This window comes from Flavobacterium noncentrifugens, assembly GCF_900100375.1.
Lineage (GTDB): Bacteria > Bacteroidota > Bacteroidia > Flavobacteriales > Flavobacteriaceae > Flavobacterium > Flavobacterium noncentrifugens.
The window spans coordinates 472,564-493,786 of record NZ_FNEZ01000002.1 but is presented as its reverse complement, the minus strand read 5'-3'; the positions used below and the strand labels follow the sequence as shown (position 1 = coordinate 493,786).

Genomic DNA, 21,223 nt, shown 5'->3' with positions numbered 1-21,223 from the left:
AAGTTATGACTCTCTCCAGATATTTCATTTTTTGCCTGTTATTCTGTTTGTTTCCGATACTTTCGAAGGCACAATATATTGCTATAGATGATACTTTTACGGCCGAACAACTTGTCAGGAATGTTTTGATCAACAGTCCGTGTGCGACCGTTTCGAATTTTAGCGTGAGCGGCGATGATTATACGCCTGGAAAGCAAAGTTTTGGAAAATTTGATTCGAACGGCAGTATTTTTCCCTTTGCGAATGGAGTGGTGCTGGCTACTTCAACGGCACGATTGGTGGAAGGCCCAAATACTTCTGTTGTCAGCAATGGCTTGGACAATTGGGGAGGCGATTCCGATCTTGCAGCGGCACTTCCGGGGGTTTCTCCAATCAATGCAACGGTATTGGAATTTGATTTTCTTCCGTTTACAACCCAAATGAGCTTTACCTATATTTTTGCTTCTGAAGAGTATCATGAAGATGCGCCATGCCGTTATTCCGATGCATTCGCCTTCCTGCTAAAGAAAGCAAACACCACCGATTCCTATCAAAACCTCGCCTTTGTCCCGAATACTACCGATGTGGTTTCTACGATAAATGTCCATGACTATTACAGCAATTCTGACGGGACAAAAGTTTGCGCTGCGGCAAATGCACAATATTATGCAGGGAACAATCCGTCGAATTATGCGACAAACATGAATGGGCAGACGGTTCCGCTAACAATCAAGGCGACCGTCGTTCCGGGAACTTTATACCATATCAAATTGGTAATTGCCGATGATCAAAACTACCAATATGACTCGGCCATATTCCTTGAAGGTGGAAGTTTTACTATTGGAACCGATATTGGCCCAGATCGTTTGATCAGTTCATCAAACCCGGTGTGCCAGGGATCGCATTATGAACTCGATGCTACAGAACCCGCTGCGGTATCTTACCAATGGTATTTAAATAGCCTTCCAATTCCAGCACCTGCAGGGAATTTGCCAAAAATCGACGTTTTCAATTACGGTGCCGGAGATTATCATGTAGACGTAGCGATTGGCGCTTTGGGCTGCATTGCTACCGGCGATGCCAAAATAGAACTTGCAGCACTTCCCGCGCTTGCTCCTGCCACATTGGTGCAATGCGATCTTGACCATGATGGCAGTGCTGTTTTTAATCTGACAACCGCCGACGCCATTGTAAAAAATGGGGATAATACACTCGCAAATGTTATTTATTATGTCGATTTGCCAAATGCCCAGGCAGGAACAAATCCGATCACAAATCCACAGGCATACACCAGCGTGCCTAAAATTATTTTTGCCACAGCAGCAAACCGTTATGGATGTTCCGGAATTTCGCAGGTACAATTGTCGCTTTCGAACAATACGCTGGTTGATACAAGCCTCGAAGTTTGCGACGATGATGCTGCAGCTCTACAGGACGGAATTTATGAATTTTTACTGCACAATGCCGATGCTGCTATCTTAAGCGGACTTCCGTCAGGGCTCAATATCCAATATTTCAAATCAGACAGTGATGCTTTGCTGCATCCCGAAAATGCGCTGTCAGACACTGCTGCCTATCGAAACGAAATTCCTTTTTCACAGGTTGTTTTCGCAAAAGTGACCAATGGTTCCGATTGTTTCGGAATCGCAAAAGTGACATTAATCGTTGACACGTTCAATCCACCAAATTTCGAAGAGGAGACCAGATACATTTGCTTAGGAGAAACCATCACACTCGATGTCCAATCTGGTTTTGATAATTATTCCTGGTCGCATGATGCAACAAACAACACCCATTTAGCACAGGTTGCAGCCGCTCAGGATTATTTGGTCACCGCTTTTGAAAAGAAATGCAGCAAAACGAAGAAATTTTCAGTAGTCGTTCCTGAAGTTCCGGTAATTACAAGCATCGACATTACCGATTTATCAGGTTCTGAAAATAGCGTCTTGATTCATTACACCGGAAATGCGATTTATGAATTTTCGCTTGACGGTAAGATTTTCCAGGACTCGCCTAATTTCACAAATGTACCTGCAGGAAGCTATACTGCAATTGTCAGAAGCAGGTGTGATGAAGACCACAGGGACATTTTTGTACTTGATTATCCAAGGTTTTTCACGCCAAACAATGATGGCTATAACGATTTGTGGAACATCAACAGCTTAAAACAGGAAAATCAGTCTGCTATCGTTTTTATTTATGACCAATACGGGAAATTGCTGAAACAATTAAGCACACTCGGAAAAGGATGGGATGGGAAATTTAACGGAAAAGATTTGCCTGCAGCCGACTATTGGTTTATTTTAACACTCGAAAACGGAAGAATCGTTAAAGGACATTTTTCGTTAAAAAGATAAATTTGCTTTTACAGTACAATATGATGAAAAAAACGATTTTTTGGTGTTTACTCTTATTCCCTTTTTTCATCCATGCGCAATTCAGCAAAACCCACTATATTCCGCCCCTTTCAAGTACAGATAATCCTTCAGGAATAGCTGAAGATCAATATCTTTATGTATCAACACCCAGCATAAACCCCGTAAATTTTAGAGTGATCGCTTTGGGAGGTGATACTATAAATGCAACCGTTTCACGGGATGCGCCATACATCCAGAGAATTGGTACAGGTGAAAATACCCAGCTGATCGTGCGCGAAGACTTGGTAAACCGGGTACTTTCAAACAAGGGCTACATTATCGAAGCCGAGGACATGGTCTACGTGTCTGCCAGGGTTATGGCCGGAGGGCAAAATCAGGCTGGTGCCTTAGTTTCAAAAGGACTGGCTGCATTGGGTAAAGAATTCAGAATCGGCTCTATGCTGAATACCAATACGACTGCCAGTGCATACGGCTCGGCATTATACACTTTTGTAGCAGTCATGGCGACAGAAAACAATACAACCATTACATTTAGCGATATCAAACCGGGCGCGGTATTGCTTCGTAATGCCGCCGCAGGAAACCACCCTGCCCCTATTGTCTTGAACAGCGGACAAAGTTTTGTCATGGCGGTTTCAGGAGAAGACGGAGAGCCCAACAGGGATGCACTTATTGGCGCATTAGTTGCATCTGATAAACCGATAGCCGTGAACTGCGGATCATTTTCGGGAACGAATGCCAGCCAGAACCTTGACCTTGGTTTCGACCAGATTGTGGATGCAGAGCGCACGGGGAAAAACTATGTTTTCATCAGGGGCGACGGAGCCGATATCGTCGAACGTGTATTGCTTGTGGCACACCATCCAAACACTACAATATCCATTAATGGCGTATTGTCTCCCATTGTGCTTAACGCCGGGGAATATGCTTCTCTCGACGGAAATTATTACGACGCCAATGGAAATTTATTCATTACTTCTTCCGAAAATATTTTTGCCTATCAAAGCGTAGGAAAAATAAATACCGGACCCAGCCTTTACGCCAATCAGGAATTATTTTTTGTGCCGCCATTGAGCTGTCAAACACCGCACAGCATTGACAATATTCCGCAGATCGACAAAATCGGCACCAAGCTTTTCCCTGGGCGCATTACGCTGATTACCAAAACCGGATCGGTGCTGAGTTTTAGGATCAATGGCATTTCTTATGCGTATAATGATTTGACTACCATTCCCGGATTGGTCAAAACCGGACCTCTAACTGTCACAGGAAATCCTGATTATGTTACCTATAACATTAAAGGCCTCTCTGGAAATGTGGCCGCTTTTTCTAACAGTGAATTGTATCTGGCTTCCTATGGAACAAACAATGCCGCGACTTTCGGAGGGTTTTATTCGGGCTTTACTTTCAACCCCGAGATCAGTTTTGATGCTGTAAATGCAGCTGTAACCAATTGCCTTCCAAATACCAGGCTTACCGTAAATTCACTAAGCCCTTTTGATGCGTTTCAGTGGTTCTTTAATGATGCGCCAATTGCCGCACCGGATGGCATTCGCAATTATTACATTCCGCTGCAACCCGGTTATTACCATGTAAAAGCTTCGATTATAGGTTGTGGCATACCATTGTTATCGAATAAAATCCCGGCAAGTTATTGCCCGGCAGATTCTGATAATGACGGAAGCGTCAACAACATCGATCAGGACAATGATGCCGATGGGATCTCAAATTGTACAGAATCACTGGGCAGCAGCAACATCAACCTCGCTTTAGTAAACAGTCTGAATATCGGCCAGATTACCAAAGGTAATTATTCAAATTCTTATCGAAATACGGTAGTGACAAACCTTCCGGGAAATACTTTGGTAAACCGCAACAATGACTTTCTTTCATCTGTAACAGCAGGTAAAGGCAATTCGTTAAACATGCAATTGAATTTTGACCAACCAAGTTCCAAACCAATTTCATTAAAAATTAAATATCCTGATGCTACTGATCCCGGATATTTGTTGGATTCCAATTCTGAATTCAGGATCAGCAGTGGCGTAAATGAAAACATTACGGTACTGAATCCTAACAATCAGTTGCTCATTGATACCAATTATGACGGAATTTTCGAGAGCGGAATCACCAGCTATTCGTCATTTGAAATCCATTTCAGGATCAATGGTAACGTTCCGCTTGCAGCCGGAAGCGGTACTTTTAGTTTTAATGCCAACCTGATCCGTGAATTGAAATTTGAGCACATCAACCTTTCCAACACTACAACCTCAAAAGCTACTTTTTCGATTATAGCCACCTGCATTCCAAAAGATACCGATGGGGATGGAATTACAGATGACAATGATCTCGATAGTGACAATGACGGAATTACTGATGCTATCGAGGCGCAACGAAATATTTTTATCCCGAGGTTGAATGCAGATGCAAATCATGACGGAATTGACGACGCCTACGGAACCGGAATTATTCCTTTTGACAACGACAATGACGGCGTTCCTGATTATCTGGATCTTGATAGCGATAATGACGGGATTTATGATCTAATAGAATCTGGAAACACCAGCTCAAACGATGCTGATTTGAACGGTCGAATTGATGGAAGTGCCACCAGTTTTGCAAACCAGGGCCTATCCGTCAGCATCCAAACCACGCCCACATCAGGTATTTTAAACTATACTGTTGCCGACACGGATTTTGACGGAATTGCCAATTATCGCGATAAAGACAGTGACAATGATGGCTGTACCGATGTGAATGAAGCTGGTTTCTCAGATCCAAATAATGATGGAATTCTAGGAGGTGTTCCTGTTACAACCGACGCCAATGGACGCGTGACAACAGCTGGAGGTTACACCATATTGCCAAATAATGAGTACATCACTTTGATACCAATTACCATTACTGCCCAACCACAAAATTTAAATACCTGCTTGTTGCAGCAGGCTTTTTTTACGATTAACGCAACTCCGGTAAGCGCTTACCAATGGCAGGTTTTTACTTCCGGAAACTGGGCAGACATTACGAATAACACACAATATTCAGGAGCGACAACTGCAAATTTGACGATTGCGGCCGTTACGCAAAACATGCATAATTTCAGATACCGCGTCGTTATGTCCATCACTGGGAAAATCTGTACCCTGAATTCGGCTGAAGCCTTGCTTAAAGTGTTGCCACTCCCGGCAGTGGTTACGCCGGTAAAATTCTTTGAATGTGATGAAGATGCCGTTATTGACGGCCGGACCAAAATAGACCTTACTAGTACGAAATCAGCTATTTTACCCGGACATACTACTGAAATCTTTGAATACTACAAGTCATTCCCAGGTGCTCAAAATCAAACGGCAACTGAGTTGATTGTAACGCCAAATGACTTTTATACCGGAAACAATATTATTTGGGTGCGCGTCACAAACAGCAACTCCTGTTTTAACATTACAGAAATGAACATTACAATATCTGCAACCCAGATTCCGGCAACATTCTTAGACACTTACCAGAATTGCGATGACTTTTTAGACGCCAACGGAAACAACAATGCCAATAATAACGACCGTGACGGAATTTCGTTTTTTGATTTTAGTGCGACGACTGCGAGAATTCAGGCACTAATTCCGATATCGACACCGTTTACGATCAAATATTATAAAAACCGCGCAGATGCTGTAGTTCAAAGAAACCCCATCACTGATATCGTAAACTACAGGAATATCGGTTACCTGAATTCTCAGGACATTTGGGTACGGATCCAGAGCGATGTTGATCCAAACTGTTTTCATTTCGGGCCTTATGTAAAATTAATTGTAGACCCATTGCCTGCAATCACTAAAACTGAAGAAGTGCTGCTTTGCCAAGACGGGCCGATCATTATAGAAACTCTCGATCCCGGCCTACCAGCCAATGCCATACTTTCAGATTATACTTTTGAATGGACACACAACGGCAACATTGTTGGCACAAACGCAACGCTTCCCATTTCAGAAACCGGAACATTTTACGTCAAAGTGACAAGCCGGCAATTGTGTGAAGAAACCAAGGAAATTACGGTTGTATTGTCAAATAAAGCCCATATCAAAGACATTCGGGTAAATGATTTATCCGACGAAAATACGATTGCCATTACCGCAACAGGATACGGCAATTATGTTTATAGCCTCGATTATCCGAATGCCTATCAGGCTTCAAACATTTTCTACAATGTGGAGCCTGGCGTTCATAGCGTTTATGTTAAGGATTTAAATGGCTGTGGCACGGTTGGGCCTATTGGTGTTTCGGTGCTGGGCATGCCAAAATTCTTTACCCCGAATGGCGATGGTTACAATGACACCTGGAACTTTAAAGGCACAACTTCGACTTATTATCAAAATGCAGTCATCCGCATTTTCGACCGTTTTGGAAGATTGGTCAAACAGATTTCCGGTTTGGGTGAAGGCTGGGACGGAACGATCAATTCGGTTCCGTTGCCCGCAGACGATTATTGGTACGCGATTGATCTTGAAGACCGAAAAACCATCCGCGGCCACTTTTCTTTAAAACGTTAATTATTCCTTCTTTTATATGTATAAATTTATTCTTTTGTGCTTCACTTTTGCACAGGTATTACAAGCCCAGCAAATGAAACCTTCGGCCGGAACCATTAAACATTATGAAAATTTTCCGTCGAAGCTGGTCAAACCCAGAAACATTGATGTCTGGCTCCCGGAAGGTTATTCCAAAAACGAGAAATATTCGGTGTTGTACATGCACGACGGGCAAATGCTTTTTGATGCGAATACGACCTGGAACAAACAGGAATGGAGGGCAGATGAAACCGCTTCTAGATTGATGGCAGAAAAGAAAACGAAAAAGTTCATTATCGTTGGGATTTCGAGCATTGCCGAGACCAGGCGCAGCGATTATTTTCCTGAAAAGCCGTTTGACGAACTCTCTAAAAGTGAACAGGATTCTTTATACAATATTAAAAAAGAGGGCGAATTGTTATTTTCCGAAAAGATCAATTCGGATAATTATTTGAAATTTATCGTAAATGAACTCAAACCGTTTATCGACAACATCTATTCGGTTTATTCCGATTCGAAGCATACATTTATTGCGGGTTCGAGCATGGGCGGATTGATATCGATGTATGCGATTTGCCAGTATCCGAACGTATTTGGTGGTGCAGCCTGTATTTCGACACATTGGCCCGGAGTTTCCAAACTCGAAAACAACCCGGTTCCGGCTGCTTTTATGAATTATATGGCAGCACATTTGCCGTCTGCTGAAAACCATAAAATTTATTTTGATTTTGGAACGGCAACGCTTGATGCGGCATATGAACCTTTTCAGCTTCAGGCTGATAAAGTCATGAAAGCCAAAGGGTACAAAGCAGGCAAAAACTGGATGACGAAAAAATTTGAAGGCGCCGATCATTCGGAGCAATCATGGGCGGAACGGTTTGATGTTCCTTTGGTGTTTTTGCTGGGAAGGTAATTTGATTTACGATTTTTGATTTAAGAATTAAGAATTTCGGAGCGTTGATGAGATGCTTTTAGACGGCGAATGTTTGCGTTAGGGATAGCAGCGGAAATCCTTTTAAGATTTCCTGTAGCGCAGCGAAAGAAAATTTAAAAGATTAACTCACGAAATATTTATTTTGTATGTGTTCGTTCAGTTCGCTTCGCTCGGGTGTAGCGAATAGCCCGGCCGCAGGTAACGCCCAAATAAAAATTTTATTGGATATTGAAATAAAAAAAGCCACTCTTTTCAGAATGGCTTTTCATGTATATAAACTTTCAGATTAGAATTTGAATCTTTTTCTGTCGGTTTCTGTCAAATAGATTTTTCTCAGACGAATCGATTTTGGCGTTACCTCAACATATTCATCTTTTTGGATGTATTCCAACGCTTCTTCCAGTGAGAAAATGATCGGCGGGATGATCCTTGCTTTTTCATCATTTCCGGATGAACGAACGTTCGATTGTTTTTTCTCTTTAGTTACGTTGACACACATATCATCGCCACGGGAGTTCTCACCAATCACCTGACCTTCGTAAATTTCGGCATTTGGTTCAACAAAGAACTTACCGCGATCCTGCAATTTATCGATAGAATAAGGAATGGCTTTTCCTTTTTCCATAGAGATCAACGAACCTTTATTGCGTCCAGAAATTTCTCCTTTGTAAGGCTCATATCCTATAAAACGGTGTGCCATAATAGCCTCACCAGCTGTTGCAGTAAGCAATTGGTTACGCAATCCAATAATTCCACGTGATGGAATATTAAATTTCACGATCATACGGTCCCCTTTGGTTTCCATACTCAGCATTTCACCTTTACGCATAGTCACGAATTCAACCGCTCTACCTGAAAGTGTTTCTGGCAAATCGATTGTCAATTCCTCAATTGGCTCACATTTTTTACCGTCAATTTCTTTGATGATTACTTGTGGCTGCCCGATTTGAAGTTCATAACCTTCTCTTCTCATCGTTTCGATAAGGACAGACAAGTGCAGTACACCGCGTCCGAAAACCATGAATTTATCAGCAGAATCGGTCTCACCCAATTTCATCGCAAGGTTTTTCTCAAGCTCTTTTGTCAAACGGTCACGGATGTGGCGTGAGGTTACAAATTTACCTTCTTTACCAAAGAATGGCGAATCGTTGATCGTGAACAACATGCTCATCGTAGGCTCGTCGATTGCAATGGTTTGCAAACCTTCAGGGTTTTCAAAATCAGCGATGGTATCTCCAATTTCAAAACCTTCAACACCAATGATCGCACAAATATCTCCAGCAATTACTTGTGCCACTTTTTTACGACCAAGTCCTTCGAAAGTGTGCAATTCTTTGATACGTGATTTCACTATGGTTCCGTCTCTTTTTACAAGAGAGATTGGCATGCCTTCTTTAAGAATTCCTCTTTCAAGACGACCGATTGCGATACGACCTGTAAAGGCAGAAAAATCTAAAGAGGTAATCAACATTTGTGGTGTTCCTTCTCCAACATTTGGTGGTGGCACATTTTTGATTACCATATCCAATAATGGTTCAATACTGTCAGTTTGGTTTCTCCAGTCATCAGACATCCAGTTATTTTTTGCAGAACCGTAAACTGTTGGGAAATCCAATTGCTCTTCTGTTGCTCCAAGTTCAAACATCAGATCAAAAACTTTTTCATGTACTTCTTCCGGAGTACAGTTTTCTTTATCAACTTTATTGATCACGACGCAAGGTTTCAAGCCAAGATCCAAAGCTTTTTGCAATACGAAACGCGTTTGTGGCATTGGACCTTCAAAAGCATCGACCAAAAGGCAAACACCATCAGCCATGTTCAATACACGCTCTACTTCACCACCAAAATCGGCGTGGCCCGGCGTGTCGATAATGTTGATTTTCGTACCCTTGTAAACAACAGAAACGTTTTTAGAAGTAATCGTAATTCCTCTTTCGCGCTCTAAGTCGTTGTTGTCTAAGATAAGGTCTCCCGTGTTTTCGTTGTCACGGAAAAGTTGACAATGGTACATGATTTTATCAACCAAAGTAGTTTTACCGTGATCGACGTGGGCAATAATTGCAATGTTTCTGATAGATTCCATCTGTGATTTTTAATGGGCGCAAAGGTACACTTTTTTTTCGTATAAAAAATCTTTCATTGATAGTTTACTGTTTGTTAACGCTTTTGCAACAAATTTCGGCTGCAAAAAACAAGTTTGTACCTACAATTGTAAAGTGAACAATAATTTATATATATTTGGTGTAATGAAAAACAAAGTCAACAAAATATCTTTAATTTTTGTTATTTTTTTAATGTTTTTGGCTATTCTGAGTCATAAACTATTAATCCACTTTTTCACCGGCAATAACTACCAGACTTACAGCCTTTCGGCCAATTTGACGATTATTTTAATCTCGGGGATCATCTTCAATTACATCATTTCAAAAAACAACATCCGCAGCAATAAAATCTTTGAAAAGCTGCGCCAGAATAACGAAGAAATCAAGGCTTCGAACGAGCGCTATGATATTGTTGCCAAAGCGACCAGCGATACCATTTGGGACTGGCAGATTTTAAACGACGATTTCATTTGGAATAAGGGAATCCAGGGTGTTTTCGGATATAAAAAAGAAGATGTCGGGGAAACCTCAAAATGGTGGTTTGACCGGATCCATCCTGAAGACAGCATCAAGATGTCGATCAAGCTCTATTCATTTATCGAACAGAAAACGGAAAAATGGCAGGATGAATACCGTTTCAAATGTGCCGACGGCAGTTACAAATATGTTTTTGACAGGGGTTTTTTAGTCAAGGATGATTACGGAAACGCGATCCGGATGATCGGGGCGATCCAGGACATCACGAAGCAAAAAGAAGAAGAGCAGCGTTTAAAATTGCTTGAAACCGTAATTACACAAACCAAGGATTCGGTTATCATTACTGAAGCAGAACGATCGAACAGGGCGATTCCTAAAATCGTATTCGTGAACCCGGCATTTTCAGAGATGACCGGTTTTGAAGCAAGTGAAGTCATTGGAAAATCCCCTACGATCTTCATGGGCAGAAGATCGGTAAAAAATGAGATTTCCAAATTATCCAAAGCATTGAGGCGAAAAGAAGAATTCAAGTTTGAAACCTTAAACCACCGAAAGGACGGCGGCGAATACTGGGTCAATTTTTCAATGATCCCGATTACCAATAAAGAAGGCGAGCATTCCCATTGGATTTCAATCCAGCGTGATATTTCTGAAGAAAAAAAACAGGAAAAAGAAAAAGAACAACTCATCCGGGAGCTGACGCAGAACAATAAGGATTTAAAGCAGTTCTCGTACATTACCTCGCACAACCTTCGGGCACCGCTTTCGAATCTTACCGGATTGCTTAATTTAATGCAGGACATTCCGGTTGAAAGCCCGGAGCTTAAAGAAATTCTGAACGGTTTTTCTACTTCCACACATTTGCTCAACGAAACCATCAACGACTTGGTCAAGGTTGTGATCATCAAAGACAATCCTTCAATACAAAAAGAAGAAGTACTGATTAAGGACGTATTTGAAAACGTTTTCAACCAGCTTACGTTCCTGATCAGCCTTCACAAACCGATCCTTAAAATCGAACTTGAAAAGGTTACAATCTTAAACATCAACAAAGCCTATCTCGAAAGCATTTTGTTAAATCTTTTTACAAATGCGATAAAATACCGCTCTCCTAAAAGAACACTCCGTATTTTTGTGTCCTCGAAAGAGGCTGGCGAAAACATTGTTCTGACGTTTAAAGATAATGGAATCGGGATTGATCTGGAGCGAAACAAAGACAAGATTTTTGGCTTGTACCAACGTTTTCACAATTATCCCGACAGCAAAGGCCTTGGTTTATACCTGGTAAAATCACAGGTAGAAACGATGGGCGGATCAATTTCGGTAGAGAGCGAAGTAGATAAAGGAACAACATTTACGATAACATTCAAAAAATAATCAATGTTAGATTTAATACTGTGTGTAGACGACGACCCGATTACGCTGATGCTTTGCAAGATGGTTATTGCAAAATCGGCTTTTGCCAAGGAAATCGTTACGGCACAAAATGGAGAGGAAGCGATTAATTATTTTGACGAACTCAAACTGAACAATCTTGGCGCAGATATCACAAAGTACCCCGCTTTGATCTTCTTGGATTTAAACATGCCCGTAATGGGCGGTTGGGAATTTTTAGACCATTTTTCGCAAGTGAGCTATGCACCGTTATTTCCAAAAACAAAAGTACTGGTACTTTCTTCTACAATCGATCCGAAGGACATTGAGAAGTCTAAAACATATCCTATGGTCATTGATTTCTTATCAAAACCAATTACTAAGGAAATGCTGAATGATTTAAGGAGTATGTTTTAAAAGGTAAATATAAGCATAAAAAAAGCTCCCAGAAACTGAGAGCTTTTTTTATATCGTGAATTGTATTGATTACAATTTAGAAACGTGTTTCGTTAATTTCGATTTCAAATTAGAAGCTTTGTTATCATGGATGATATTTTTCTTAGCTAATTTATCGATCATAGAAATTACAGCAGACAATTTTGACGAAGCATCAGATTTATCTGTAGCCAATCTTAATGCTTTAATGGCATTACGAGTCGTTTTGTGCTGGTATCTGTTTAATACTCTTTTCTTTTCGTTGCTTCTGATTCTCTTTAGAGCTGACTTATGATTTGCCATTTTTTCTTAAATAATTTTTATAACTTATTGTAGTCCGTAGGGGAATCGAACCCCTGTTACCAGGATGAAAACCTGGCGTCCTAACCCCTAGACGAACGGACCATTATTCATCTAGTTTGTTTAAATTCTCTTCAATGTAATATGAACTTATTTGTAGCCCGTAGGGGAATCGAACCCCTCTTACCAGGATGAAAACCTGGCGTCCTAACCGATAGACGAACGGGCCTTACTTCTCTAATGCGGATGCAAAAATACAACTATTTTTTATTCGCACAATAGCTGACGTAATTATTTTTGATTTTTTTTAGTATGCCTTTGCAAACAGTACCCTTCCAACAGATGGTTTTCCAGTAAGCACGCAGCTTCCCGACTCTTCTACTCTATCCAAGGGAATGCAGCGGATTGTTGCTTTTGTAAGGTCTTTGATCTTTTCTTCCGTTTCAGCAGTTCCGTCCCAATGTGCAGAAATAAAGCCTGTTTTGTGTTCTAAAATATCTTTAAATTCTTCAAAATTAGAAACTTCGGTGATGTGCGTATTTCTGTAATCAAGCGCTTTGTTGAATAAATCGGTCTGGATTTGCTCGAGCAGCTCATTCACATAATTTACGATTCCGTCTTTCAAAATGACTTCTTTTGTGAGCGTATCGCGTCTTGCCACTTCGAAAGTGCCGTTTTCGAGATCTTTCGGGCCGATAGCAATACGAACAGGAACACCTTTCAATTCCCATTCGGCAAATTTAAATCCTGGCTTCTGGGTTGTCCTGTCGTCAAATTTAACGGACAGTTTCAGTTTTTTGAACTGGGCAACCAAGGTATGCGCCGCATCTGAAATTGCAGCAAATTCTTCTTCTGTTTTATAAATTGGAACAATGACGATTTGGATCGGCGCTAAATTCGGCGGTAAAACCAATCCTTTATCATCTGAATGCGTCATGACCAAAGCGCCCATCAAACGTGTCGAAACACCCCAGGATGTTCCCCAAACGTGCTCCTGCTTGCCTTCTGCATTGGCGAATTTGACATCAAAGGCTTTGGCAAAATTCTGACCTAAAAAGTGAGACGTTCCAGCCTGAAGCGCTTTTCCATCCTGCATCAATGCTTCGATACAATAGGTTTCATCTGCACCAGCAAAACGCTCGGTTTCGGTTTTTAATCCTTTGATTACCGGAATGGCCATGAAATTTTCGGCAAAATCAGCATACACGTGCATCATTTGTTCAGATTCTTGGATGGCTTCAGCTTTGGTCGCATGTGCCGTATGGCCTTCCTGCCATAAAAATTCGGCAGTACGCAAGAAAAACCGTGTTCTCATTTCCCAACGCACGACATTCGCCCATTGGTTGATCAATAATGGCAAATCTCGGTACGACTGCACCCAGCCTTTGTATGTTGACCAGATAATGGCTTCACTCGTGGGACGAACGATCAGTTCTTCTTCAAGCTTGGCATTTGGATCTACCATTAATTTTCCCGGCCTGTCAGGATCGTTTTTCAATCGGTAATGCGTTACGATCGCACATTCTTTTGCGAAACCTTCGGCATTCTTCTCTTCGGCCTCAAACATGCTCTTTGGAACGAACAACGGAAAATAGGCATTCTGGTGCCCGGTTTCCTTAAACATCCTGTCAAGTTCTGCCTGCATTTTTTCCCAAATCGCATAGCCGTAAGGCTTGATCACCATACAACCGCGAACACCTGAATTTTCGGCAAGATCTGCCTTAACAACCAGCTCGTTATACCATTTCGAATAATCTTCTTCTCTTGTCGTCAGGTTCTTGCTCATATTGAATATTTTGGCACAAAAATTGTTTAACTTTATTTAACTAAATAGTTCGGCAAAACTAGTTATTTTTGTATTGCCCAACAATAAAAAAACTGCAGATTATGAAAACTAATTATTTTTCACCAACAAAAATTTCCGTCTGTTTGCTCGTTGGATTGATGGCCACAATCATTACTTCATGCGGCTCCACTCAAAATACTTCTTACGCAGACAATGATGGGATTTACGGAAATTCAGGCAGACGAAATCCTGGAAATTCGAATAGAAATAACGATCCGTCAAACCAATACAAAGACTACTTCGGATCGTTACAGCAAAACAATGAACCCGACCAGATTTTTACCGATGTGGACAATTACAGTTCCAACAGTTACGATAATGCATCTGACAACAACAATAGCAACGCTCAAAATTATGATTCCGGTTATGCCGGCTGGGGAAACAATCCCGACAATGTTACCGTTAATGTTTATGACAACAACTCCGGTTGGGGCGGTTATTACGGCGGCGGCTGGGGGTGGAATCTAGGCTGGGGATGGAATTCATGGTATGGGCCGAGCTACTATGGCTGGGGTTACAATCCATGGTCTTCTCCTTATTACGGTTACGGATACAACGGTTACGGATGGAATAATTACTATGCCAACAACTGGTACAACCACGGTTATTACTACAGAAACAATTACACAAATGGCCGTAGGACAACTGCTTACCGCGATGGATACGGACGCAACTCCAACACCTATTCACAAGGCGCAAGAAACGGAAATACTAGGAATTCTGCCTACTCTACCGGAAGAAGAAACGATTATTCAAACGGTGGCAGAAATTACAACAATTCCCAAAACCAGGGAACACGACAATATAATAACGGAGGAAGAAATTACAATTACCCAACACGGGCAAACAACGGCAATTATACAAACTCTCCAACGAGATCGCAGCAGAGTGCTCCCGCCAGGAACAGCGGTTTCAACCCGAATAGTCAGCCAACCCGAAGCAGCAGCAACAATACGTATTCGGCACCAACAAGATCATCTGCTCCATCATCAGGCTCATACAGCGGTGGTGGAAGAAGCAGCGGCGGAAGTGGCGGTGGCGGTGGTAGAAGCGGAAGCGGAGGAAGAAGATAAATTCACTAATTATAAAATTACCTATGTTTTGACTTTCAGTTATTTACATAGGTATTTTTTTGAACAAAATTAATTACTATGAAAAAATATTTATTGATTACCATATCCATATTGTCGTTTGGCATGGTACAATCCCAAGAAGTCAGGGATGGCGTGCGTTATGCGCAGGGGCAATTAAGCGGAACGTCGCGTTTCCGATCCATGAGCGGTGCATTTGGCGCTTTGGGCGGAGATTTCTCTGCCATAAATGTCAATCCTGCCGGATCAGGGGTTTTTGCCACAAGCCAGGTTGGAATTACGTTAGCCAATTACAACGTTAAAAATAAATCTTCATATTACGGAAGCAAAAGCGATGAATCCGAAAACACTTTCGATCTTTTGAACCAGGCCGGAGCTGCGTTTGTATTTCATCCTGATAATGACAAAACCAACTGGAAAAAATTCGTGCTTTCGGTCAATTACGAAAACACTAATAATTTTGACAATTCAAAGTTTTCTTTCGGAACCAATCCAACAAATTCTGTAGGTGCCTATTTCACCAATCGCGCCAATAATATCGGCGTTCCGGTTGGCGATCTTGACAATTATTATTACGACGCGTTCACTTTAAGGGAACAAACGGCTTATTTGGGTTATCACGCTTACGTAATCAATCCGACAGATCCGTTAAATCCAGACAATACTACTTATGTATCCAATGTCGCTCCCGGCGGAAATTACTATCAGGAAAACACCTTCAATTCAAAAGGTTACAATGGAAAACTGGCCTTTAACGCCTCAACAGAATACCGCGATAAATTTTACTTCGGAATAAATTTAAACACGCATTTTGTAGATTACAGGCAGTCAACGAGTTTTTATGAAGACAATAGCAACAGCACCACTTCGGGTTTGACAAGCTTGAGATTCGATCAGGATTTGCAGACTTACGGAAACGGATTTTCATTCCAGCTTGGTGCCATTGCCAAAGTAACTAAAGAATTACGCCTAGGATTGGCTTATGAATCGCCAACATGGTATGAATTTACAGATGAAATGCGGCAGGTGGTTCACAGTTCAGGATACAATTTTGGAAATGCAGGCTTCGGCACGGCGGCAACCGATTCTGATGTTTACATTACTTATGATCCTTACCGATTGCATACTCCGGGAAAATGGACGGCAAGCGGCGCGTATGTTTTTGGAAAATCAGCGTTGATCAGCGTGGATTATTCGGTGAAAGATTATGGAAATACGAAATTTCGTCCCAACAGCGATTATTTTGATCCGGTGAATGCCGAATTTAAAGACCAGCTTGATGTTGCTAGTGAAATTCGCGTGGGCGGAGAATATAGGATCAAGCAATTCAGCCTTCGCGGCGGATACCGTTTTGAAGGAAGTCCGTATAAAGATGGTAGAACCATTGGCGATCTGAACAGCTTTTCAGGAGGTTTGGGCTACAATTTCGGATACATCAAATTAGATGTTTCTTATGCCTACACCCAAAGAAAATCAGATGAAGGATTTTTCTCTTACGGATTTACCGGAGGTGCAAATGGCGCGGAGATCAAATCGGTTTACAACACCGTTTCAGCGAGTTTGGTGTTTCAATTGTAAAAAGACAGGCTTTCAATTTAAATCCGTTTCATTCTTTTGGAACGGATTTTTTTTAGCCCTGATGGAGCCGATATCCTTTGAGAGGAACGAACAAAGATAAAGGCGAGAGCGGGAATAGCTTCATAAAATTTCCATAACCGTCACGTTCTAACAAAGAAAAAGTGTAATTTTGCAGCCGCTCCCGAATAATAGCGATACAAACCCATGAGAACCAAGACTTTAAAAAAGAACAAAATCAACGTCATTACTTTAGGCTGCTCGAAAAACGTTTACGACAGCGAGGTTTTGATGGGCCAGCTGCGTGCCAGCGGAAAAGACGTGCAGCACGAAGCACCGGCGGCTGAAGAAGGCAACATCATTGTGATCAATACCTGTGGTTTTATTGACAATGCGAAAGCCGAATCGGTGAATATGATTTTGGAATACGCCGATAAAAAAGAACGCGGACTTGTGGATAAAGTGTTTGTTACGGGCTGTTTGTCTGAACGTTACAAACCGGATCTTGAAAAAGAAATCCCGAATGTCGACCAGTTTTTCGGGACGACCGAATTGCCTTTGTTGTTAAAAGCGCTTGGAGCGGATTATAAGCACGAATTGCTTGGCGAGCGTTTGACGACAACCCCGAAGAATTACGCGTATTTGAAAATTGCCGAAGGCTGCGACCGTCCTTGCAGTTTTTGCGCAATTCCGCTGATGCGTGGCAAACACGTGTCACAATCGATTGAAAAACTGGTTAAAGAAGCTGAAGGTTTGGCCCGGGATGGCGTCAAAGAATTGATATTAATTGCCCAGGATTTGACTTATTACGGACTTGATTTATACAAAAAAAGAAATTTAGCCGAATTGCTCGAAGCACTAGCTGCAATTGAAGGCATCGAATGGATTCGTTTGCATTACGCCTTCCCTACTGGTTTCCCAATGGATGTTTTGGATTTGATGAAGCGCGAGCCAAAGATTTGTAATTACCTTGACATTCCGTTGCAGCACATTTCGGATTCAGTTTTGAAATCGATGCGCCGCGGAACAACTCAGGCGAAAACGACGAAATTATTAAAAGAATTCCGCGAAGCAGTTCCGGGAATGACGATCAGAACAACTTTAATCGTTGGTTACCCTGGCGAAACGGAAGAAGATTTCCAGATCTTGAAAAATTGGGTCGAGGAAATGCGTTTCGAAAGATTGGGCTGTTTTGCCTATTCGCACGAAGAAAATACGCATGCTTATTTGCTTGAAGATGATGTTCCTGCCGATGTAAAGCAACAACGCGCGAATGAGATCATGGAAATTCAGTCTCAGATTTCATGGGAATTGAACCAGGAAAAAATTGGGCAGACATTCAGATGCATCATCGACCGAAAAGAAGGCCAGCATTTTGTTGGAAGAACCGAATTTGACAGTCCTGATGTTGATAATGAAGTGCTTATCGACGCTTCAAAATACTATTTAAAAACCGGTGAATTTGCAATGATTAAAATTACCGATGCAACAGAATTTGATTTGTATGGCGAAGTGGTAATTAATGGATAATTGGCAATAGATAATTGATAATCATTACTTTATAAATAAAAACTCCGGACTTGCGTTCGGAGTTTTCTTTTTAACCAACCTTTTATTCAAATTAAATCACAGTTCCTTTAAAGGACAAAACTTTGGGAGCAGTTTCGGCATTTGTGGTTACTGTTACTGTTTTGGTGAAAGCGCCTTTGTTTGCAGCATTATAAGTTGCGGTAACTTTTGCAGTTTCTCCAGGTTTTACTGGCGTTTTGGTATAATCTGTAGCGGTACAGCCGCAGGAAGCTTTGACTTCTGAAATGACAACTGCGGTTTTTCCGGTGTTTTTGAATTCGAATTCGATGGCTTTCGGTTTGTTTTGTGGAATTTCACCCAAATCGATCGATTCGCTTTTCCAGGTCACTGCCGAAGCGGCGGTTTCAATGATTTTCGCAACAGATTTTGCAGGCAATACTGTAAATGACATTAGTCCTAAAACTGCAGCACATAAGGTAATTTTGATCGTTTTCATAAAAGTAAATTTTAAAATTGATAATAGTTTATGGTTGTCCGGTTTGAACATTTCAAAAGTAGTTGGTTAAACTACAGACCTTTGTTAAGCGGTTTCAAATGTTTGTTAACGACTTGTTAAGCGGCAAATCACAGTGTAATTTTGCCTAATATTGCAGTACTGAACTCATTTCAGACTACGAATGAAATTCAACAAACTCAACATCATTATCGTTCTCGGACTGGTCGCGATCATCGGGATTTTAGTCGCACAATTGCTTTGGACGAAACAGGCTTACAATTTAGAAGAGAAAAAATTCAGCCAGAAAGCGCACATTGCATTGCTTGAAGTCGCGAAGAAATTATATGAAGGTACGAATCACGAATTGCCGTCTGAAAATCCCGTGCAGAAAGTGTCGAATGATTATTATATCGTCAACATCGACAATGATTTTGAACCTGAAATCCTGGAATTTTACCTGAAGTCGGAATTTGAAAAAGCCAACATCAATACCGATTTTGAATATGCGATGTACAATTGCCACAGCGACGAAATGGTTTACGGCAATTATGTTTCACTCGATAAAACCAAAAAACAGAGTTCAGTATATTTTCCAAAACACAAAAACCTCGTCTATTATTTTGCGATCCGTTTCCCGAATGAAGCGACCTATTTGTTCAGTTCGCTGAAATTTTGGTTTGTGTTGTCGTTTGCACTGATTGTAATTTTGCTGGTGTATGTTTACTCGATCTTGACGATTTTACAGCAGAAAAAATACTCTGAACTGCAGCGCGATTTCATCAATAATATGACGCACGAATTTAAAACGCCATTGTCATCAATTTTGATCGCTTCAAATTATCTGATGAAACAGGACAAGATCAAACAGGATGAAAAGCTTGAAAAATATACCGAAATCATCATCAATCAAAGCAACAAACTCAACAGCCACATCGAGAAAATCCTGAATATCGCAAAGTCGGATAATGCGCCGATGGATTTGGACAAACAAGAAATTGAAGTGGTGCCGATTTTAAAAGATGTCATCGAAAACATCCGCCTCAAACATGAAAATATTGTTGCAAACATAGAAGCTGAAAAGGATTTCACAATTGCAGCCGATCCTTTTCATTTTACCAATATCGTTTACAACCTCATCGACAATTCGATCAAATACTGCGAATTAAAGCCCGAAATCAATATCCGCTTGACGGAAGAAAACCGGCAAATCAAATTAGAATTCGCCGACAATGGCATCGGAATTCCATCAAAAAAACTGCCTGAAATCTTCGATAAATTTTACCGGATTCCGAGTCCGAAAAGCAACGAAGTCAACGGTTTCGGATTAGGTTTGTATTATGTGAAGAAAATCTGCAACTTGCACCATTGGAAAATCAAGGCCGCCAACAATCCTGAAAACGGCATCACGATTACCATTTTAATTCCGATTTCATGAAACCAGTCACGATTTTATATGCCGAAGACGACGAAACGCTTGCTTTTTTAACCAAAGACAATCTCGAGCAAAGCGGTTATGAAGTCGTTCATTGCGCCGACGGGAATTTATGCATGCAAACTTTCCGCGAAAGCGCATTCGACCTTTGCATTTTAGACATCATGCTTCCGAAAAAAGATGGTTTTGAAATTGCAGCTGAAATCAGGGCACTGAATACTGAAATTCCAATCATTTTCCTATCGGCAAAAACCCTGAAAGAAGACCGCATCAAAGGCTTGAAGCTTGGCGCAGATGATTATCTGGTAAAACCTTTTAGCATTGAGGAACTGATCCTAAAGATCGAGATTTTTCTGAAACGCTCCCAGAAAACTTCGGCCGTTGAAAAATCAATATACACGATTGGGAAATACCAATTCGACAGCAATAATTTCCTGGTTTTTAACGAAAAAGAAAAAACAACGCTCACGCAGCGCGAATCTGAACTGCTCAAATTGTTCCTCGACAATAAGAATAAAGTGCTGAAAAGAGAAGAAATCCTCAAAGCGCTCTGGGGCGACGACGATTATTTTATGGGTCGAAGCCTTGATGTATTTATTTCGAGACTGCGGAAAATCCTCGCGGATGAGAAAAGCATTTCAATCGAAAACCTGCACGGTATCGGGTTTAAATTTGCCGTTTTAAGCTGAGATCTCATCAAATTCTAATTCAA

General features: G+C 41.2%; 14 protein-coding genes and 2 tRNA genes. 10 read left to right on the top strand and 6 right to left on the bottom strand.

The window, feature by feature from the left end:
* Positions 1–5: 5 nt before the first annotated feature.
* Genes BLS32_RS06895 through BLS32_RS06885 form a run of 3 tightly spaced genes read left to right on the top strand, consistent with a single transcriptional unit; the run spans position 6 to position 7,832 of the window.
* A complete protein-coding gene (locus BLS32_RS06895) occupies positions 6–2,336 on the top strand; it encodes a T9SS type B sorting domain-containing protein (RefSeq protein WP_091393262.1) in 2,331 nt (776 codons plus the stop codon).
* 20 nt (positions 2,337–2,356) lie between these two features.
* A complete protein-coding gene (locus tag BLS32_RS06890; RefSeq protein ID WP_091393258.1) occupies positions 2,357–6,901 on the top strand; it encodes a T9SS type B sorting domain-containing protein in 4,545 nt (1,514 codons plus the stop codon).
* A 16-nt stretch (positions 6,902–6,917) separates the two neighbouring features.
* Entirely contained in the window at positions 6,918–7,832 is a 915-nt protein-coding gene (locus BLS32_RS06885; RefSeq protein ID WP_091393255.1) for an alpha/beta hydrolase, read from the top strand.
* A gap of 307 nt (positions 7,833–8,139) precedes the next feature.
* Here the strand turns inward: BLS32_RS06885 and typA are convergent, their stop codons facing one another.
* The gene (typA, locus tag BLS32_RS06880) at positions 8,140–9,936 is read right to left on the bottom strand and encodes a translational GTPase TypA (RefSeq protein ID WP_091393253.1); all 1,797 of its coding nucleotides are present in this window, start codon (positions 9,934–9,936) and stop codon (positions 8,140–8,142) included.
* A 211-nt stretch (positions 9,937–10,147) separates the two neighbouring features.
* Here typA and BLS32_RS06875 point away from each other — a divergent pair, with 211 nt between their 5' ends.
* Positions 10,148–11,809 (top strand): PAS domain-containing sensor histidine kinase, encoded by a 1,662-nt coding sequence (locus BLS32_RS06875; RefSeq protein WP_245699379.1) that lies wholly within the window; start codon positions 10,148–10,150, stop codon positions 11,807–11,809.
* A 3-nt stretch (positions 11,810–11,812) separates the two neighbouring features.
* Positions 11,813–12,223, top strand: coding sequence for a response regulator (locus tag BLS32_RS06870; RefSeq protein WP_091393247.1), 411 nt, complete (start codon positions 11,813–11,815; stop codon positions 12,221–12,223).
* A gap of 69 nt (positions 12,224–12,292) precedes the next feature.
* Here BLS32_RS06870 and rpsT read toward each other — a convergent pair whose 3' ends face one another.
* The 4 genes from rpsT to proS all read right to left on the bottom strand — a co-directional run bounded on the left by rpsT (position 12,293) and on the right by proS (position 14,327).
* Positions 12,293–12,544 carry a 30S ribosomal protein S20 gene (gene rpsT / locus BLS32_RS06865; RefSeq protein ID WP_091393245.1) on the bottom strand — a complete coding sequence of 84 codons (252 nt, stop codon included), beginning with the start codon at positions 12,542–12,544 and terminating at the stop codon, positions 12,293–12,295.
* A gap of 30 nt (positions 12,545–12,574) precedes the next feature.
* Positions 12,575–12,646: transfer RNA gene (locus BLS32_RS06860), tRNA-Glu, on the bottom strand.
* Between the two features lie 52 nt (positions 12,647–12,698).
* Positions 12,699–12,770: transfer RNA gene (locus BLS32_RS06855), tRNA-Glu, on the bottom strand.
* 78 nt (positions 12,771–12,848) lie between these two features.
* On the bottom strand, positions 12,849–14,327 hold the full coding sequence (gene proS / locus BLS32_RS06850) for a proline--tRNA ligase (protein WP_091393244.1): 1,479 nt from the start codon (positions 14,325–14,327) through the stop codon (positions 12,849–12,851).
* Between the two features lie 101 nt (positions 14,328–14,428).
* Between proS and BLS32_RS06845 the strand changes: the two genes are divergently transcribed.
* The 3 genes from BLS32_RS06845 (at position 14,429) to rimO (ending at position 18,583) form a co-directional block, all read left to right on the top strand.
* Positions 14,429–15,460, top strand: a complete 1,032-nt coding sequence (locus tag BLS32_RS06845) for a hypothetical protein (RefSeq protein ID WP_091393241.1) — start codon at positions 14,429–14,431, stop codon at positions 15,458–15,460.
* A 78-nt stretch (positions 15,461–15,538) separates the two neighbouring features.
* Positions 15,539–17,056, top strand: coding sequence for an OmpP1/FadL family transporter (locus tag BLS32_RS06840; protein ID WP_091393240.1), 1,518 nt, complete (start codon positions 15,539–15,541; stop codon positions 17,054–17,056).
* A gap of 204 nt (positions 17,057–17,260) precedes the next feature.
* Complete coding sequence (gene rimO, locus BLS32_RS06835) at positions 17,261–18,583, top strand: 30S ribosomal protein S12 methylthiotransferase RimO (protein ID WP_091393237.1); 1,323 nt, start codon at positions 17,261–17,263, stop codon at positions 18,581–18,583.
* Between the two features lie 91 nt (positions 18,584–18,674).
* Here rimO and BLS32_RS06830 read toward each other — a convergent pair whose 3' ends face one another.
* Entirely contained in the window at positions 18,675–19,079 is a 405-nt protein-coding gene (locus tag BLS32_RS06830; RefSeq protein ID WP_091394647.1) for a DUF1573 domain-containing protein, read from the bottom strand.
* Between the two features lie 181 nt (positions 19,080–19,260).
* Between BLS32_RS06830 and BLS32_RS06825 the strand changes: the two genes are divergently transcribed.
* On the top strand, positions 19,261–20,514 hold the full coding sequence (locus BLS32_RS06825; protein ID WP_091393234.1) for a sensor histidine kinase: 1,254 nt from the start codon (positions 19,261–19,263) through the stop codon (positions 20,512–20,514).
* Positions 20,511–21,200 carry a response regulator transcription factor gene (locus tag BLS32_RS06820; RefSeq protein WP_091393230.1) on the top strand — a complete coding sequence of 230 codons (690 nt, stop codon included), beginning with the start codon at positions 20,511–20,513 and terminating at the stop codon, positions 21,198–21,200. The genes BLS32_RS06825 and BLS32_RS06820 overlap by 4 nt, the downstream gene beginning before the upstream one ends.
* Positions 21,201–21,223: the final 23 nt, after the last annotated feature.

Excerpts from the sequence above, each read along its gene's own strand:
- BLS32_RS06895 (WP_091393262.1), top strand. The coding sequence starts at position 6 with ATGACTCTCTCCAGATATTTCATTTTTTGCCTGTTATTCTGTTTGTTT.
- BLS32_RS06890 (WP_091393258.1), top strand. The coding sequence starts at position 2,357 with ATGATGAAAAAAACGATTTTTTGGTGTTTACTCTTATTCCCTTTTTTC.
- BLS32_RS06885 (WP_091393255.1), top strand. The coding sequence starts at position 6,918 with ATGTATAAATTTATTCTTTTGTGCTTCACTTTTGCACAGGTATTACAA.
- typA (WP_091393253.1), bottom strand. The coding sequence starts at position 9,936 with ATGGAATCTATCAGAAACATTGCAATTATTGCCCACGTCGATCACGGT.
- BLS32_RS06875 (WP_245699379.1), top strand. The coding sequence starts at position 10,148 with ATGTTTTTGGCTATTCTGAGTCATAAACTATTAATCCACTTTTTCACC.
- BLS32_RS06870 (WP_091393247.1), top strand. The coding sequence starts at position 11,813 with ATGTTAGATTTAATACTGTGTGTAGACGACGACCCGATTACGCTGATG.
- rpsT (WP_091393245.1), bottom strand. The coding sequence starts at position 12,544 with ATGGCAAATCATAAGTCAGCTCTAAAGAGAATCAGAAGCAACGAAAAG.
- proS (WP_091393244.1), bottom strand. The coding sequence starts at position 14,327 with ATGAGCAAGAACCTGACGACAAGAGAAGAAGATTATTCGAAATGGTAT.
- BLS32_RS06845 (WP_091393241.1), top strand. The coding sequence starts at position 14,429 with ATGAAAACTAATTATTTTTCACCAACAAAAATTTCCGTCTGTTTGCTC.
- BLS32_RS06840 (WP_091393240.1), top strand. The coding sequence starts at position 15,539 with ATGAAAAAATATTTATTGATTACCATATCCATATTGTCGTTTGGCATG.
- rimO (WP_091393237.1), top strand. The coding sequence starts at position 17,261 with ATGAGAACCAAGACTTTAAAAAAGAACAAAATCAACGTCATTACTTTA.
- BLS32_RS06830 (WP_091394647.1), bottom strand. The coding sequence starts at position 19,079 with ATGAAAACGATCAAAATTACCTTATGTGCTGCAGTTTTAGGACTAATG.
- BLS32_RS06825 (WP_091393234.1), top strand. The coding sequence starts at position 19,261 with ATGAAATTCAACAAACTCAACATCATTATCGTTCTCGGACTGGTCGCG.
- BLS32_RS06820 (WP_091393230.1), top strand. The coding sequence starts at position 20,511 with ATGAAACCAGTCACGATTTTATATGCCGAAGACGACGAAACGCTTGCT.